The sequence below is a fragment of the Agathobaculum sp. NTUH-O15-33 genome (genome assembly GCF_033193315.1).
GTDB lineage: Bacteria > Bacillota > Clostridia > Oscillospirales > Butyricicoccaceae > Agathobaculum > Agathobaculum faecihominis_A.
In genome coordinates this window covers 3,816,566-3,834,009 of the sequence record NZ_CP136187.1, presented here as the reverse complement: position 1 = coordinate 3,834,009, position 17,444 = coordinate 3,816,566, and the positions used below count along the sequence as shown (strand labels likewise).

At 58.5% G+C, this 17,444-nt stretch carries 13 protein-coding genes; 9 read left to right on the top strand and 4 right to left on the bottom strand.

The window, feature by feature from the left end; all coding sequences use genetic code 11:
* The first annotated feature begins 38 nt into the window (after nucleotides 1–38).
* Genes RWV98_RS18555 through RWV98_RS18545 form a run of 3 tightly spaced genes read left to right on the top strand, consistent with a single transcriptional unit; the run spans nucleotide 39 to nucleotide 2,041 of the window.
* Nucleotides 39–686 carry an HAD family hydrolase gene (locus tag RWV98_RS18555; RefSeq protein WP_317862730.1) on the top strand — a complete coding sequence of 216 codons (648 nt, stop codon included), beginning with the start codon at nucleotides 39–41 and terminating at the stop codon, nucleotides 684–686.
* 18 nt (nucleotides 687–704) lie between these two features.
* Nucleotides 705–1,142 carry a PTS sugar transporter subunit IIA gene (locus RWV98_RS18550; RefSeq protein ID WP_317862729.1) on the top strand — a complete coding sequence of 146 codons (438 nt, stop codon included), beginning with the start codon at nucleotides 705–707 and terminating at the stop codon, nucleotides 1,140–1,142.
* Nucleotides 1,143–1,147: 5 nt separating this feature from the next.
* On the top strand, nucleotides 1,148–2,041 hold the full coding sequence (locus RWV98_RS18545) for an ROK family protein (RefSeq protein ID WP_317865795.1): 894 nt from the start codon (nucleotides 1,148–1,150) through the stop codon (nucleotides 2,039–2,041).
* A 172-nt stretch (nucleotides 2,042–2,213) separates the two neighbouring features.
* Here RWV98_RS18545 and uraA read toward each other — a convergent pair whose 3' ends face one another.
* Genes uraA through rnr form a run of 3 tightly spaced genes read right to left on the bottom strand, consistent with a single transcriptional unit; the run spans nucleotide 2,214 to nucleotide 6,668 of the window.
* The gene (uraA, locus tag RWV98_RS18540; RefSeq protein ID WP_317862727.1) at nucleotides 2,214–3,485 is read right to left on the bottom strand and encodes a uracil permease; all 1,272 of its coding nucleotides are present in this window, start codon (nucleotides 3,483–3,485) and stop codon (nucleotides 2,214–2,216) included.
* Between the two features lie 38 nt (nucleotides 3,486–3,523).
* Nucleotides 3,524–4,381, bottom strand: coding sequence for a patatin-like phospholipase family protein (locus RWV98_RS18535; RefSeq protein ID WP_317862726.1), 858 nt, complete (start codon nucleotides 4,379–4,381; stop codon nucleotides 3,524–3,526).
* A 40-nt stretch (nucleotides 4,382–4,421) separates the two neighbouring features.
* Complete coding sequence (rnr, locus tag RWV98_RS18530; protein ID WP_317862724.1) at nucleotides 4,422–6,668, bottom strand: ribonuclease R; 2,247 nt, start codon at nucleotides 6,666–6,668, stop codon at nucleotides 4,422–4,424.
* Between the two features lie 283 nt (nucleotides 6,669–6,951).
* Here rnr and RWV98_RS18525 point away from each other — a divergent pair, with 283 nt between their 5' ends.
* The 6 genes from RWV98_RS18525 (at nucleotide 6,952) to RWV98_RS18500 (ending at nucleotide 16,544) form a co-directional block, all read left to right on the top strand.
* Complete coding sequence (locus tag RWV98_RS18525) at nucleotides 6,952–7,854, top strand: AraC family transcriptional regulator (RefSeq protein ID WP_317862722.1); 903 nt, start codon at nucleotides 6,952–6,954, stop codon at nucleotides 7,852–7,854.
* A 141-nt stretch (nucleotides 7,855–7,995) separates the two neighbouring features.
* Entirely contained in the window at nucleotides 7,996–8,751 is a 756-nt protein-coding gene (locus RWV98_RS18520; RefSeq protein WP_280962982.1) for an SDR family NAD(P)-dependent oxidoreductase, read from the top strand.
* A complete protein-coding gene (locus tag RWV98_RS18515) occupies nucleotides 8,748–9,548 on the top strand; it encodes a tRNA lysidine(34) synthetase (protein WP_317862720.1) in 801 nt (266 codons plus the stop codon). The genes RWV98_RS18520 and RWV98_RS18515 overlap by 4 nt, the downstream gene beginning before the upstream one ends.
* A 223-nt stretch (nucleotides 9,549–9,771) precedes the next feature.
* Nucleotides 9,772–11,526: an ABC transporter ATP-binding protein gene (locus RWV98_RS18510; protein ID WP_317862719.1), complete on the top strand. Its 1,755-nt coding sequence runs from the start codon at nucleotides 9,772–9,774 to the stop codon at nucleotides 11,524–11,526.
* A 148-nt stretch (nucleotides 11,527–11,674) separates the two neighbouring features.
* Complete coding sequence (locus RWV98_RS18505) at nucleotides 11,675–14,110, top strand: heavy metal translocating P-type ATPase (RefSeq protein WP_317862717.1); 2,436 nt, start codon at nucleotides 11,675–11,677, stop codon at nucleotides 14,108–14,110.
* A gap of 190 nt (nucleotides 14,111–14,300) precedes the next feature.
* The gene (locus RWV98_RS18500; RefSeq protein ID WP_317862716.1) at nucleotides 14,301–16,544 is read left to right on the top strand and encodes a bifunctional diguanylate cyclase/phosphodiesterase; all 2,244 of its coding nucleotides are present in this window, start codon (nucleotides 14,301–14,303) and stop codon (nucleotides 16,542–16,544) included.
* A 43-nt stretch (nucleotides 16,545–16,587) separates the two neighbouring features.
* Here the strand turns inward: RWV98_RS18500 and pflA are convergent, their stop codons facing one another.
* Nucleotides 16,588–17,286: a pyruvate formate-lyase-activating protein gene (gene pflA, locus RWV98_RS18495; RefSeq protein ID WP_317862715.1), complete on the bottom strand. Its 699-nt coding sequence runs from the start codon at nucleotides 17,284–17,286 to the stop codon at nucleotides 16,588–16,590.
* Nucleotides 17,287–17,444 lie beyond the last annotated feature (158 nt).

Below are 17,444 nucleotides of genomic sequence, written 5' to 3'. Positions count from 1 at the left end.
CGGCCTTCCCCCTTACCTGTAGAGAATAGGATGTACGTATGCTGAAAGCGATTATAATGGATTTCGACGGCCTGATCGTGGATACCGAGGTCGTATGGTACCATATTTACGTCGAATGGTTTAAAAAGCATAAAAACTACGATATGTCGGTAGAGGAATTCCTGACCTGCGTCGGCTCCAACGCGGAGGAGCTTTTCCAAAAGCTCGACAGGCAGGGCATCCATGTGGACCGCGATGCCTTTGTCCGCGATACCCAGCAGCGCTTCATCGAGGAAAGCGGCGCATTGCCCGCCAAGGACGGCGTGGCCGACTTTATCCACGCGGCGCGGGACAACGGGGTTAAGGTCGCGCTCGCGACCTCCTCCGGGCGCAAAAAGCCGGAAACGCACCTGCGCCGTCTCGGTCTGCTGGAGGATTTTGATTTGTTCGTCACGGCGGAGGACGTGACCCGGATCAAGCCCTTCCCCGACCTGTTCCTGACCGCCGCGTCCAAGCTGGCGCTTTCGCCGGTCGAATGTCTGGTCGTGGAGGATTCGCTCAATGGGTTAAAGGCGGGACAGAACGCGGGCATGCGCGTGTTGGTCGTGCCGAACGATGTGACAAAGCACTGCAAATTTGAAGGCGATCTTCGTGTGTGCGATTCTCTCGCGCAAGTGGATTTTAACGCGCTGATGGCTGAGTTTTAAGGCTTGGAGGAACCGGAAATGCTGGAAAATATCACGGAAAAGGACATACGGATCGGCGTCCGGGCCGAGGGCTGGGAGAACGCGATCCGCAAAGCCGCGGCCCCTCTTCTGGAGAACGGCGCGATCGAACAGAGCTACATCGACGCGATGGTGGAATCGGTGCATAAAAACGGGCCGTACTATGTGCTGTCCAAGGGGCTCGCGCTCGCGCACGCAAGGCCGGAATGCGGCGTTAACCGCTTGGCGTTGCAGTTCACCACGCTGGAACCCGGCGTTGCGTTCGGCGCGGGCGATAACGACCCGGTGCGCCTGATTATCACGCTGGCCGCGACCGATAACGACAGCCACCTCGACCTATTGGGCGAGCTGGCCGACGTGCTGATGGACGACGGCCGGCTGGAAAAAGCTGTGCGCAGCGCCTTCGCCGGAAGCGTTTTTAAAGCTGCTCGCGGGTGAGTGAGATGGTCCTATGCTTCGATATCGGCGGTACATCGATCAAATACGGGCTGGCGTATGACCCGGGCAATGAAATCCGCTTCGCGGAGCGCTGGGAAATACCCACCGAAGCGGCGCGTTTGCGCGGCCCGGGCATCGAGCGCAAAATCGTCGAGCTGACCGCCGCGTTAAGCGGCCGACAGGAGCTGCGCGGCGTCGCGGTATCGACCGCGGGCATGGTCGATCCCGCGTCTGGCAAGATCGTGTACGCCAATGAGAACATTCCCGGCTACACCGGCTGCAATGTGAAGGCGGCGGTCGAGCGGGCGGTCCATCTGCCCTGCGCGGTCGAAAACGATGTGAACGCCGCCGCGCTGGGCGAGTACGCCTACGGCGCGGGCCGGGGGCGCGGCAGTATGCTGTGCCTGACGGTCGGCACCGGCATTGGCGGCGCCGCCGTGCTGAACGGCGAGATCTGGCACGGCCATGCGTATTCTGCGGGCGAAATCGGCTATATGCTGGTGAACGGCAAGCCGTTTCAGGATCAGGCGGCTACCTCCGCGCTGATACGGCAGGTGGCGCAGGCGACCGGACAATCGCTGGACGGCAGGCAGATCTTTCAGCGCGCGCGGCAGGGCGACGCGGCCTGTAACCAAGCGATCGATACCATGTGCGCCGTGCTGGCGCAGGGCATTGCAAACTGCCTGTGCGTGCTCGATCCCGGCATGGTCGTGCTGGGCGGCGGCGTCATGGCGCAGGCCGCGTTCTTACGGCCCCGGCTGATGGAGTATTTGCAGCGGTACGCCAACCCCTACATTTTAGCGCATACCACCCTTTCCTTCGCGGAACTTGGAAACGACGCCGGCATGGCGGGCGCATATTACTTGTTAATGCAGCAAATAAAAGGGGCTGTAAAATAAGTTTCCACAAATAAATAGAAAACTGTTGCAAAGCGAAGAATGCTACCAATTTTGTCATTCTGAGGAGCGAAGCGACGAAGAATCTCGCGCGAACGCGCGTTCGCGCGAGATTCTTCACTTCGTTCAGAATGACATTTGGATACTCTTCTATTTTGCAACAGTTTTTTTACTCTTACGTTTCCGCGAGATCGTTGGAGATCTTGAGCTTATCGAACGCGTAGAGCAGCAGGCTGAGCAGCATGCCGACGATGGCGGCCAGCGTCATACCGGAAAGGGATACATTGCCGAGCTGTAGGGTTACGCCCGACAAGCCGGTGACAAAGATGACCGAGGTCAGGATCATGTTGCGGTTGCGGCCATAATCCACATGGTTGTCCACTAAAATGCGCAGGCCGGAGGTGCCGATCATGCCGTACAGCAGGAACGAGATGCCCCCGATCACCGGGCCGGGGATGGTTTGAATGAGCGCCGCGAACGGGCCGATGAACGAGCAAACGAGCGACAGAATCGCCGCGCCGCCGATGACGCGCACCGAATACACCTTGGTGATCGCCATCACGCCGATGTTTTCGCCGTAGGTCGTGGTCGGCACCGAGCCGATCAGGCCGGAGACCATGGTGGAAAAGTTGTCCGCAAACAGCGAGCGGTGCAAGCCGGGGTCCTTCAAAAGGTCGCGGCCCACGATCTTGCTGGTCACGAGCTGGTGGCCGATATGTTCGTTGGCGATAACCAGAATGACGGGCAGAATGATCAGGATGGCTTCCAGATTAAACTTCGGCGTTTGAAAATTCGGCAGCTGGAACAGCGGCTGGCGAAACGCGTCCATGATCTGGCCCACCGTTACCACCTTCGTAAGAAGGGCGGCCCCATAACCGCAGATAATGGCGATCAGGATCGGGATGACGGACAGGAACTTACGAAACAGCACGCTGCCCAAAACCGCCACGCCCAGCGTCACGCAGAAGGTGATGACGGTCGCCGTGGTCATTTCGGGGCCGACGACCTTGCCGGTCTCCGCCGCGTTCCCCGCAAGCTCTAAACCGATCAGCGCGACGACCGGGCCCATGGCCGCGGGCGGCAGCACCACGTCGATCCACTTGGTGCCGCATTTGTAAATAATGAAAGCGAGCAGACAGCCGACCGCGCCCACCACAACGAACCCGCCGAGCGCGTAGGAATACCCCCATTTATCAATGACCAGCAGGCCGGGCGCGAGGAAGGCGAAGGAAGAACCGAGGTACGCGGGCGCTTTGCCCTTGGTGATGAAAATGAACAAAAGCGTGCCCACGCCGTTCATAAACAGCACGATCGCCGGGTTGATGTGGAAAATGAATGGTACCAAAACCGACGCGCCGAACATAGCGAACATGTGCTGGATGGACAGCGGAATCAGCAGCTTCGCGGGCACCCGGTCCTCCACCTGAATAATTCGATTGGAATGCATGCTCTTTATACCCCTTCTTTTCTTTTATTTTGCCGGGATTAAATTTCCTCTTTATTTGTGAACAGACGCTTTATTTCATCCATGCGGGCGCTTGCCGCGTCGTACCCCATTTGATAGCCCCAAGTAAGCTTATTAACATCCTTTTCAAAACTTTCGAGCTTGGCGGATGGCTGAAGCAGCACGGTATCGGCGGGCCGTTTTTCGGTGAGCCGATGGCAAAAGCAAACCGTGTCGTTATACCGCTTCGGCCGGCTTTCCATGGTATCCGCGAGCTGCGGATATTTGCGGCGCAGCGCGCGAGAGGCAAGGGCGCTGCCGCGCGTCAGCGTTTTCCGGTATTCTGCCGGTTGGGTCAGCACGATCAAATTTTTACGGTTGCCGTCGTGAAGACTTTGAACGATCGGGATCGGATCGGCCAAGCCGCCGTCATAATACATTTCCCCGCCGATGGAAACGGGCGGGAAATAGCCCGGAATGGCGCAGGTCGCGCGCAGCATGGTGCTCGGCTTGTCAAGCTCCATGCCGTTGAGAAATTCGGCCTTGCCGGTGCGGGCGTTCGTCACCCCCACCTTGACCCGCCCCCGATAGGCGTGGAACGTGTCCCAATCATAGGGGATCAGTTCGTTCGGGATGGTGCTGAACACAAAATCAACGCCGAAGATGCTGTGATCGTGCACAAGGTTACGGGGGCCCATATAGCGCTTATCGTTCCGATAGCGGCGCAGCACCTCAAGGTTGCGTCCGCGCTGGCGTGAAAGATAGGAAAACGCGTAGGTGATGCCGGCGGAAACGCCGATCACATAGTCAAACATCAGATCATGGTCGAGCAGCGCGTCCATCACGCCGCACGAAAACACCGGGCGGAACGTGCCGCCCTCTAAAACCAGTCCGGGCATAAGACAAAGACCTCCAAGGATATGTGGTAGGGCGTTTGGGTCACCGACGCCCCCGCTTCGCGGGACGGCGCTTTCTGTGGTGCGCGCCGGACGATCCCTTACCGGCCCCCTTGCCTGTGGGGCCGGTGCGGTACGGCGGCCGCTCGGCGGGCTGACGCGCCTTGTCGGAAGCAGGCAGCACGCCCTCCGCCGGGCCGAAGTCGATCTGGCCGGTGACCTCGCTCGCGGCGAGCAGCGTCACGGTGAGCGGCGTGCCGATTGTAAAGCGCTTGCCGGTATGCCGTCCCTGCATGCTCATGTGCTGCTCGTCGTATTCATAATAGTCGCCCTCCAGCAGCTCGACGCGCACAAGGCCCTCGCACCCGTTTTCCAGCGCGATAAACAGGCCGAACGGCGCGACGCCGGATACCTCGCCCTCAAAGGTCTCGCCGATAAACTGCTTCATATAGGCGGCGGTGTACAGCTTGTCGATGTCGCGTTCGCAGGTATCGGCCGCGAATTCGCGCGCCGTCGATTGCTGAGCCGCGTCCTCGCACATCGTTTCATCCGCGGGCGTTATTTCTTCGCCCAAAAGGCTCTTTTGCAGCATACGGTGGGCGATCAGATCGGGATAGCGGCGGATAGGCGAGGTAAAGTGCAGATAGTACTTGGCTTTCAGGCCGTAGTGGCCGATGCATTCCTCGGAATAGCGCGCGCGTGCCAGACTGCGCAGCAGCAGCATGGGCAGGATGCGCTGCTTGGGATCGCCCTTGGCGCCGTTCAATACGGCTTGCAGCTGGGCGGTGTCCTGCGGCTTGGAGGGATCGACCCGGTAGCCGAACGGCCGCGCAAAGGTTGCGAATACGCGCAGCTTTTCAGGGTCCGGGTTTTCGTGCACGCGGTAAACGGTGGGCCGCTCGCGCCGCACCATGTATTCGGCCACGGCTTCGTTCGCTTGCAGCATGAATTCCTCGATCAGCCGTTCGGATTGACCGCGCTCACGGTATTGCAGATCGACCGGCTTGCCCTCGCTGTCGACGACGATCTCGGTTTCCGGGATGTCCAGCTCAAGCGCGCCGCGCTCGATGCGGCGGCGGTTCAGCGTCTGCGCGAGCGCGTTCATTCCCTCGATCGCTTCGGTCAGAAAAGCATATTTCCCGCGCAGGTCCTCATCACCCGCGAGGATTTTGTTGACGTTCCGGTAGGTCATGCGCGCGCCCGAGCGGATGACGGACTTGGCAAAGGAGGCCTTATGGCGGCGGCCGTCCTTGTCGAATTCCATCATTGCGGAAAAGGCCAGCCGGTCCTCGTCCGGATTTAGCGAGCAAATGCCGTGCGACAGGGCGAAGGGCAGCATGGGCACCACATGGCCCGGGTAATAAACCGAGGTGCCGCGGCGGAAGGCCTCCGCGTCCAGCGGCGAGTCGGGGGTGACATAGTGGCTCACGTCCGCGATGTGCACGCCCAGCAGCAGGTGGCCGTTTTCCAGCGTTTCCAGCGATACGGCGTCGTCAAAGTCCTTGGCGTCGTCCCCGTCGATGGTGAAGATCAGCTTGTCGCGCAGGTCGAGGCGTTGGGCCGCCTCCGCGGGATCGACGGATTGCGGCACGCGCTCGGCCGCCGCCGAAGCATCCGCGGGGAATACGTCCTGTACGCCGTTCTCGCGCAGGATGCCCGCGATGCTGGCTTCCATCGTGCCGTCCTCGCCCAGATCGGCGCGAATCTTGCCCTGCGGCATCACGGTATCGCTGCCGTAATACGACACCTCGACCGCGACGCGGTCGCCCACCGAAGCTTCGCCAAGATTCTGGCGGCCGATCGCGATCTCGGGGAACTTTTTGCTGCTCGGCTGTACGAAATAGTCCTTGCCGCGCCGAATGAGCGCGCCGGTCAGTTCGCCGCCCGCACGCTGCAAAACGCGCAGCACGGCGGCCTCGGTCCGGCCCCGGCTGCCGCCCCGCTCATATACCTTTACCAGCACATGGTCGCCATGCCACGCGCCGCCGCCCGCGTTCGGCGGGATGAACAGGTCGTCCGCCCGTTCGGGGGCGTCTCCTTCCGCGTCGGGCCGCACAAAGGCAAAACCGCGCTCGGTCGCGAGAAAGGTGCCCGCGACGCAGCCGTAGTGCCCGACCTGCGCAAAGCGGTTCTTTTTGTTTTTCATCACGCGGCCCGCCGCGATCAGCCGGTCAAGGCTGTCCCTCAGCGCCTGCTTTTCCGCGTTGGGCAGCGCGCGTCGGATGTCTTCGATCTGCATGGGCTTTGATAGCAGCGCGTAAAGCGCACTGTCCAGTTCATTTGGTTCCATAATCAGCCCTCCCGTTTCATTCGTTCTAGTATACCACAGCGGCAGGCATTTTGAACCGTCAGAATAGACTGAGGCGCTGCTGGTGGTATCATTTATTTAATAACGGTATAATGGCCGTCTGCGGCTATTATACCATTTTTTGCGCTGGATTAAAAGAGGGCCGTACAGAAACGGCCCGTATTACACTGGAAAGAAGCGGATAGACTGCTCCAAAAGAGCATGCACAGTCAAGCGGCGCTGCCGCCGCATATGGTATCCTATGGATACAGGGAGGTGCTTTATCATGCACGCATGGGAACAGATCCAGCTGACCCTTGACTATATAGAGGGGCATTTGGAGGAGGAGATCGATATTCAGGAACTGGCCAAGCTGGCCGCACTGTCGCCGTTTTACTTTCAGCGCCTGTTCAGCCGTTTGGTGAAAAAGCCGGTCGCGGAGTATGTCAAGCTGCGCCGTCTGTTCAAGGCGGCGGAAATGCTGCCGCAATCAAACCGGCGCATTCTGGACATTGCGCTCCAAGTGGGCTTTCGCTCGCATGAACATTTTACGCGCGCTTTTAAGGAGGCGTTCGCTATAACGCCGGAGGAATACCGCTCGCATCCACAGGCGCTGAACCGTATGACAAAACCCGAGCTTGCGCTCCATTATACCTTGATTGACGAGGGCGTGCCGCTCATCACGGACGGCACCGTGCTCGAGGTCGGCCGGCGGCGGCTCGCCGCGCCCCTTTGCTTTGTGGGGGTGGAAAAGCAAATGCCGGTGCGATTTGTCGAGGGCTTGGGCACCGCATCGGGCGTTGATCCGCTGGACGCGCTGTGGCGCGGCCTGCACGAACAAAAGGAAGCGGCGCTGGGCATACCCGAGGACAGCGAGGAGCTTGGGGTCTCCTACCCCTCGCGGGATACGCGGTATTTTACCTACTTTGCGGGCGCTAAAGCGCTGTCCGAAAAGGCTGTGCCCGGCTTTACAAGCTGGCTGCTGCCGCAGGGCGAATACATCGTATGCTCCTTTGAAGCGGAAAGCTTTGAAGCGCTGGTGATGGACGCGCTTTACAAGGCGCAGCAGTATATGTTCGGGGTATGGCTGCCGCGCCATGGGCTGCAAACCGAGCCGTTCTGCGCCGAGCGCTACGCCTGCCACGGCCCGCAGACGACAAGCATGGAGATATGGCTCAAACCGCTGTAAACCCAAAAGCCGCCCTTCGGGGCGGCTTTTGCCGAAGTGGGGCGAACGGTTCCACGAGTGCGCGGGTTGCGGTTTCAGCCGGTTTGTGGTATACTAAAAATGGAAAGTTATTCGATTTTGCGGAAAAGGAAGGTGTAGAAAATGCGGGCATTGATTACCGGCGCTTCGTCCGGCATTGGGCGCGAGATCGCGAAGCTGCTGGCGGAAAGGGGCTATGAGCTGACGCTTGCCGCCCGCCGTGAGGATAAGCTGCGCGTCCTCGCGGCCGAGCTGCCTACCGTTTGCCACGTCATCGCGGCCGACGTATCGGATGAACACGAGTGCCGCCTGCTGTATCAGGCCGCTGCGGGGGATGATCTGGAGATCGTCGTCAACAACGCGGGATTCGGCCTGTTCGGCGCGTTTCAGGATACCGACCTTGAGGAAGAGCTGCGCATGATCGATACCAACATCCGCGCCGTGCATATCCTGACCAAGCTGGCGCTTAAGGATTTTACCGCGCGAAACCGGGGGTATATCCTGAATGTCGCCTCCTCGGCCGGTTTCTTGCCCGGCCCGCTGATGGCGACTTATTACGCGAGCAAAAACTATGTGCTGCGGCTGACGCAGGCCATCCGAGAGGAGCTGCGGCGCGAGCGCAGCGCGGTGCATATCACGGCGCTTTGCCCCGGCCCGGTCGCCACGGAGTTCAACAAGGTCGCGGGCGTATCGTTCGCGCTGGGCGGGCTGACCGCCGCGCGCGTCGCCCGCGAAGCGGTGGAAGGCATGTTTGCGGGCAAGGCCGCCGTCGTGCCGGGCGCCGCTATGAAGGCCATGACCGCCGCGCGCCATTTCGCGTCCGATTCCATGCTCGCCCGCATCACCTATCATTTCCAACGGAAAAAGGGGACTAAATGACAAAAGAAGAAATTTCCCGCGCACTACAAACCGATTTTGCCCGTACGCTGCGCAAGCCGTTCGTTTACGCGATGCGGAAATACCGGCTGGTACAGCCGGGCGACCGCGTCGCCGTGTGTATCTCGGGCGGCAAGGATTCCATGCTGCTCGCCCTGCTGCTGCGAGAAGCGCAGCGCACGGTCGATTTCGAGCTTTGCTACCTCGCCATGGACCCCGGGTACAGCCCGGACGGCCGTGACAAGCTGGAAGCGAATGCCGCGCAGCTCGGCATCCCGCTACATATTTTTGAAACCAATGTGCTGCGCGTGGCGCAGAACCACGCGGCCGAGCATCCGTGCTTTTTATGCGCCAAAATGCGGCGCGGCTATCTATATGCGGAGGCGCAGCGCCTTGGCTGCAATAAGATCGCCCTCGGCCACCACTTTGACGACGCGATCGAATCCGTCCTTATGGGTATTTTATACGGCGGGCAGGTGCAGGCCATGCTGCCGCGCGTGCGCTCCAAGCACTTTGAGGGGATGGAGCTGATTCGCCCGCTGTACTTTGTGCGCGAGCGGGAGGTCACCATCTTTGCAAAGGCCTGCGATATGACCTTTTTACCCTGCGATTGTCCGGCCAAAACACGCTTAAGCGATACCAAGCGCGCCGAGATCAAGGCCATGATCGCCTCGCTCGCGCGGGACAATCCGCAGGTGGAGCAAAATATCCTCAACGCCGTCAAAAACGTCGACACCGCCAAGATCCTCGGCTGGCGCGATGAAAACGGCCGCCACAGCTTTTTGGATCAGTTCGACTGAGCGCCATACAGGGCCGCCGCACTTTCATGGGAACGCGGCGGCTTTGCTATGGTCTTTGACAAAGTTATTTTGCATTGCGCTTTATGGCTGGATAAACATACAATTTACATAGTCGGTAAGGCGTACATTAAAAAGATTGCAGCAAATAAAGGGCGTGCTTGCACCGCTCAAACACGATACAATAAATTAGTTCGGTATCTATATAATAATGATGGTGATAAAGATGAAACAGAAAACCGGCGTCCTGATGGGGCGCTTTGCCCCTTATTTTAAGCCGTACGGCGGCGTGCTGGCGCTCGACCTTTTTTGCGCGGCGCTGACCACGCTGTGCGAGATCGTGCTGCCGATGATGGTGCGCTATCTGGCGCAGCGCGGTATGGAGGATATGGCGCTTTTATCGGTCGGCCTTGTGATGCGCGTTGCCGCGCTGTATCTGGTGCTGCGGCTGATCGATGTGGCGGCCTCGTATTTTATGGCCAATGTCGGCCATGTGATGGGCGCGAAGATCGAGACCGATATGCGTTCGGCGTTGTTCCGGCACTTACAAAAGCTGTCCTTCAGCTATTATGCGAATACCAAGGTCGGCCAGCTGATGGCGCGCATTACCTCCGACCTGTTCGATGTGACCGAATTCGCACACCACTGTCCGGAGGAGTTTTTCATCGCGGGCCTGAAGATCGTGGTATCGTTCATCATTCTGTGCACCGTGAACGTGCCGCTGACGCTGATCGTTTTTGCGGTGGTACCGCTGATGATCGTTATTTCAAGCAAGTTCAACCATAAAATGCGCATCACCTTCGGCAAGAACCGCCAGCAGGTGGGCGAAGTAAACGCACAGGTGGAGGATAGCTTGCTCGGCGTGCGCGTGGTCAAATCCTTTACGGGCGAAGAGCGCGAAATAGAAAAGTTTGAGCAAGGCAACCTCGCGTGGCTCGGTATCAAGCGGGAGAATTACCACTGGATGGGCGCGTTTACCGCCGCCACGCGCGCGTTTGACGGCCTGATGTACCTGACCGTGATCATCGCGGGCGGCCTGTTCATGGTCTATGGGCACATCGATCCGGCGGATTTTATGGCCTATCTGCTCTATGTCACCACGCTGCTGGCCACCATACGCCGCATCGTGGAATTCACTGAGCAGTTCCAGCGCGGCATGACCGGCATCGAACGCTTTTTCGAGGTCATGGACGTAGCGCCCGAAATCAAAACGCCGGAGGGAGCGGAAAAGCTGCCGCGGCTGCGCGGCGATATCCGCTTTGAGGACGTGTGCTTTGCTTATGCGGACGACCCGGACACCACCGTGCTCGACCATTTGACGCTTGATATCAACGCCGGCCAGTCGGTCGCGCTGGTCGGCCCGTCGGGCGGCGGTAAAACGACCATCTGCAATCTGATCCCGCGCTTTTACGATGTGACACAGGGCCGCGTGACCGTGGATGGCCATGACGTGCGCACAGCCGATCTGGATTCGCTGCGCGGGCAAATCGGTGTGGTGCAGCAGGATGTCTACCTGTTTTCCGGCACAATTTTTGATAATATCTCCTATGGCAAGCCGGACGCGACGAGGGAGCAGGTAATAGAGGCCGCAAAACAGGCGGGCGCGCATGATTTCATCATGGCTACGCCGAACGGCTACGATACCTATGTTGGCGAGCGGGGCGTTCGCCTTTCCGGCGGGCAAAAACAGCGCATCTCGATCGCGCGCGTATTTTTGAAAAACCCGCCCATTTTGATATTGGACGAGGCGACCTCGGCGCTCGATAACGAATCCGAGCGGCTGGTGCAGCAGAGTCTGGAACGCTTGGCAAAGGGCCGCACCGTGCTCACCATCGCGCACCGCCTGTCCACCATCCGCTCGGCGGATAAGATCGTTGTTTTGACCGAGGACGGCGTGGCCGAACAAGGCACACACGAAGAACTGCTGAGGAAAAACGGCGTGTACGCCGCCCTGTACCGGCTTGCGGCGGATCAAACATAAAAAGTCGAAAAACCCAAAAGTGGGCGCGAACAACGCGCCCACTTTTTTTCAATTTTTTATGGAATGCTATTGACAAACAGCGGCTTCGGATATAATATGAATACATGAACATATGAGCAATCATTCATATATTAGGAGGCGAGCTGACATGGCGGAAGCAATGCGAAAAGAAGCGCATGAACACGGCGCGGCATGCGCCTGCGGCCACGAGCACGAGCATACCCACGAAAGCGCTTGTGACTGCGGCCACGAACATCATCACCCCCACGAGGAGCCTTGTGCTTGCGGTCACGAGCATCACCATCCCCACGAGGAGCCTTGTACTTGCGGTCATGAGCATCACCATCCCCACGAGGAGCCTTGTGCTTGCGGCCATGAGCACCATCATCCCCACGAAGAGCCTTGCGCTTGCGGACATCACCACGCGCACGAGCACCACCACGAGCATGACGAGCACGGCGCCTGCGGTCACGAACACGGTCATGAGCAGTTGGCGGCGCCAAGCAAAACGGGCCGCGGCAAGGGGAAGCAGCGCGTTTACACCATGCAGAATCTGGGCTGCGCGCACTGCGCGGCGCAGATGCAGCAGCGCATCGGCGCGCTCGACGGCGTAAACGATTGCGTGCTGGTGTACGAAACAAAGCAGCTGCGCGTGACCGGCGCGGATCCCGACCGTCTGCTGCCGCAAATGCGCGAAATTTGCAGCTCAATCGAAAGCGGAGCCAAGGTGCTCGCGCCCGAGGAAGAGCACGAGGAAGGCTCCTCGCCCCTCGGCGAGTTGGTCGGCGGCGCGGCGCTGTTCGCCGCGGGGCTGCTGGTGCCGCAGGGCGCGGCGAAGTTTACGCTGCTGATCGCGGCGTATCTGGTGCTCGGCTGGCGCGTATTGTGGACGGCGCTGCGCAACTTGACCAGAGGCCGCGTGTTTGATGAAAACTTCCTGATGTCCATTGCAACGATCGGCGCGGTCGCCATCGGCGATTACGCGGAGGCGGTCGGCGTGATGCTGTTTTACCGCATTGGCGAATTCTGCGAGGACCGCGCGGTTGAACGCAGCCGCCGCCAGATCATGGACGCGGTCGACCTGCGGCCCGAGGTCGTGCAATTAGCGGTGGGCGGCGAAACGCGCACCATTCCGGCAGGCGACGCGAAGGAGGGCGATATCGTCCTCGTCCGGCCCGGCGACCGCGTGCCGCTGGACGGCGTGGTTGTGGAGGGCGAAAGCAGACTGGATACCTCGGCGGTCACCGGCGAACCCGTGCCCGTGCGCGTGACGCCCGGCGACAGCGCGCTGTCCGGCTGCGTCAACACGGACGGCCTGATCAAAATGCGGGTCACGCACGTGCTGGCGGAAAGCATGGTTACGCGCATTTTGAACAGCGTGGAAAACGCGGCGGCCAATAAACCCAAGCTGGACCGCTTCATTACGCGCTTTTCCCGCCTATACACCCCGGCGGTCGTCATCGTGGCGCTGCTGACCGCGCTGATCCCCGGCTTTGTCACCGGCGATTGGAGCAAGTGGGTCTATACGGCGCTCACCTTCCTTGTAATCTCATGCCCGTGCGCGCTGGTGCTTTCCGTGCCGCTTACCTATTTTGCCGGGATCGGCGCGGGCAGCAAACGCGGTATCCTATTCAAGGGCGGCGTTTCGATCGAAGCGCTGCAAGATATTAAAACGGTCGTTATGGATAAGACCGGCACGATCACCGAGGGCAACTTTGTGGTGCAGCGCGCCGCCCCCGCCGAAGGGCAGGATGCGGATGAGCTGCTCGCCCTAGCGGCGGCCTGCGAGGCCGCGTCCACGCACCCGATCGCGCGGTCTATTCTGGCCGCCGCCGGGGAAAAGGGCGTTTCGCCCCTAACGGTGGAAGCGGTGAAGGAACAGGCTGGCGAGGGCGTGACGGCGCGGTGGAACGGCAAGCCCGTGCTTTGCGGCAATCAAAAGCTGCTGACGCGGTACGGTATCGACCTTTCGGCCTACCGCGGCGCGAAAGGCAGCACCGAGGTGCTGCTTGCCTGCGAAGGCCGTTTCATCGGCCATTTGGAGATTGCGGATACGGTGAAATCGGACGCGGCCGGCGCCGTTTCCCGCATGAAAAAGCAGGGCCTGAAAACCGCAATGCTGACCGGCGACGGACAGGACAGCGCGGAGGCCGTTGCGCAGACCGTCGGGATTGACGAGGTTCGCGCCCGCCTGCTGCCGGGCGATAAGCTGGACGCGCTGGGCGAGATTCGCGCGAAAAACGGCGCGGTGCTGTTCGTGGGCGACGGTATCAACGACGCGCCCGTGCTGGCGGGCGCCGATGTGGGCGCGGCCATGGGCTCGGGCGCGGACGCCGCGATCGAAGCGGCGGATGTGGTGTTCATGCACGCCGAGCTTTCCGCCGTGCCGGACGCGGTATCCATCGCGCGCCAGACCGGGCGCATCGCGAAGCAGAACATCGCGTTCGCCCTGCTGATCAAGGCGTTGGTGCTGGTGCTTGGTCTCGCGGGAATCGCTTCGATGTGGCTCGCCGTGTTCGCGGATTCGGGCGTAGCGCTTTTGTGCGTGCTCAACTCCGTGCGGCTGCTGTACCGCAAAGCATAACGATGATAAAGGACGTGTTGCAGACCTTTCGATCTGCGGCGCGTCCTTTTGCTTTGATACAGGCATATTTGCTAAACCGCGCCCCTATTTGTTTGTCAGGTTATAAGTTGCAATTCTTAAAATAATCATGTACTATGGAAATATCGGTAACCTGTGAAAAAAGGGGGGACGAGCGGTGGAAGAGGAGAACGTGAAGAGACAAATTACCATATCCAGCGTGCTGGTCGCTGTGATCAGCGTGGTCTTGGTGCTCATAAGCGGGGTGATCTATTCCAGTATCAAGGGCGCGCAGGAAAAGGACGCGCAAAAGTATATGAATGAGATCGTTTCGCAGTATAAAACTATCATCACCACGCAGATCGACGGGGATCTGCAAACGCTGGAAGCGCTCGCCACCTTTTTGGGGCAGGATGAGACCATGGATCTCGGCGCGATCCTTGTCCGGCTGGAATTGGAAAGCGGCAGCAACGCGTTTAACCGGATGGGCTTTGTTTCGCCGGATAAGAAAGGATATTTTATCGATACGGACGGGGAAAAGAACTACGGGATCGATATTAGCGATGAAGCCTTTCTGCAAAAGACCCTGAATGGGGCGTCCGTCGTGTCGGATATTATGGAGGATAAGCTTACCGGACAGCCGATTGTTTGCTACGGCGTACCGGTCGTGCATAACGGAACGATCACCGGAGCGATCACCGCCACCCGTCTGACTTCCAACTTCTCCAAGATCATCAGTCAGGAGATATTCGACGGCGCCGCGTTCGTCCATATCGTTGACCAAGAAGGCAATTTCATCATTCGCTCTGACCACGCGGTGATCCCAAAACCGCTGAACAATATCTTTGACGACGGAGACATTTCGAGCGAAATACGCACGTCCATCCTTGCCGATATGGAGAAAGGCGGAAATGCCTTCGCCACTTTCCGGTATCAGGGCAACGCCTACTGGGTGACCTTTATCCCGATCGGCATCAATGATTGGCAAATCTTCTGCTTGGTGCCGCAAAGCTTTTTAAACCACAACTTCAACACGCTGCTGTTCGTGTTTGTGGGCGTCATGATTTGCATTTTCGTGCTATTCAGCATTCTTTTCCTGTACATTTACAGTATTTTAAGAAAAGAGCAGAGAACGCTGCAAAGATTCGCCTACAAGGATATCCTGACCGGCGCGGATAACCGCAACCGTTTCGTGACCGACCTGCCCGCCCTATTGCAGGAACCTTGGGATCATGCCATGATCCTGATGAATATCAGCGGTTTTAAATTTGTGAACGAGTTTTTCGGCTTTCAAAAGGGCAACCTTTTGCTGCGGCACATATCCGCCGTACTGGCGGCGAATATGGATCAGGGCGAACGCTATTACCGGGACAACGCCGACCATTTCGGCCTGCTGCTGCATTATACGGATAAGGACACGCTCATGGCCCGGATCCATAAAATATATCAAGAGATAAACGACTATACCGTGAGCCCCAATCAGGATTATCGCATCAACTGCAATTTCGGTATCAGTATTATCCAATCGAACAGCCCGAAGGAAAAGGCGGTGCTCGCGCCCGACGCGGTGCTCAACGGCGCGCTGCTGGCGCTTAACAGCGTGAGTGGCAATACCTCGTACCCGATCGCCTTTTACGATGAGGCCATCCATGAAAAGGCGCGCAAAAAGACCGAGATAGAAAGCCTGATGCACGCGGCGCTGGCAAATGGGGAATTTCACATGTACCTGCAGCCCAAGTACTATCTAAAGGGCCAGACGCTGCACAGCGCCGAAGCGCTGGTGCGCTGGGTATCGGAGGACGGAACGATCCATTATCCGGATGAATTCATCCCCGTGTTTGAAGAAAACGGATTTATCACAGAGCTCGATATGTTTATGCTGGAGCAGGCCTGCAAGCGGGTATCCTACTGGATCGAGCAGGGGTATCCGGCCGTGCCGATCTCGGTCAACCAGTCCAGAGTCTTTTTCTATGATGAGAATTATCTGGAAAAGTTCCGTCAAACAGTGGACCGGTATCATATTGATCCCTCGCTCATCATACTGGAAGTGACGGAAAGTGTGGCGATGAGCGACCTGACACAGGTGAAAATGGTGATCAATAAGCTGCATCATATGGGATTCACCATTTCGATGGACGACTTCGGAAGCGGGTATTCCTCGCTCAATACTCTAAAGGATCTGGATATTGCCGAGCTAAAGCTGGATAAAGAGTTTTTATCCGAGCAATCCACCTCGCCGCGCGGCAAAATGGTGATAGAAAGCATGATCCACCTTGCCCGAGCGCTCTCCATTACAACGGTGGCCGAGGGGATCGAAAACGAGGGACAGCTTGCGTTTCTGGAATCGATCCACTGCGATATCGGGCAGGGGTACTATTTCGCAAAGCCGATACCGGTTGATCAATTTGAAAACATCATATTGAAAAAAGAAACCTAATAAAAGTCAAGGTCCTGTTGCGACAGCAACAGGACCTTGACTTTTATAATTTTTCGATCAGTTCCTTGAGCCATGCGTCGTTCATGGCGGGGGTATCGCGTAAGGGGAAGGGAATGCCTAAACGATCGTACTTTTCGATGCACAGCTTGTGGAAGGGCAGAAATTCCAGCTTCTCAAAGTTGGGCAGGCTTTCCGCCTTGTCGCGGATCAAGCGCAGGTGGTCGACGCCGTCGGTCAGACCGGGCACGACCACGTGGCGAATCCAAAGCGGCACCTGTTTCATGGCGGTCAGGTGCAAAAAACGCTCGACCTGTGCCAGATCCCCGCGGCAGTATTTCATATAATCGGCCTTGGTTAGGAATTTCAGGTCGCAAAGCACCAGATCGGTGTGATCCAAAACGCGCGCAGCTTCGGCCAGATTGCCGACGCCCGAGGTATCCAGCGCGGTGTGTACGCCGTGCTCATGCAGCCCCGCGAATAGTTCTTCGACAAAGGGGGCCTGATACAGCGGTTCGCCGCCCGAAATGGTAACGCCGCCGCCGTTTTTCCAATAGGGGCGAAAGCGCAGCGCCTTTTGCACCAGCGTGTCGGCTTCGATCTCCTCGCCGCCGTCCGCGGGCCATGTGTCCGGGTTGTGGCAGTAGGCGCAGCGCAGCGGGCAGCCCTGCAAAAAGACCACATACCGCAGCCCCGGCCCATCCACCGCGCCAAGAGATTGAATGGAATTCAAACGACCCAGCATCAAAACAACCCCCTTTTTTAGTTAGGAGTTAGGAATTAGGAGAGAGGAGTTACCGCCATAGGCGGTTTTTTTAAGTTATCGCGCGCTGCGCGACACCTAAATTACTAACTACTAATTTCTAATTTCTAATTCCTAATTCCCCATATCTCCTACCTGAG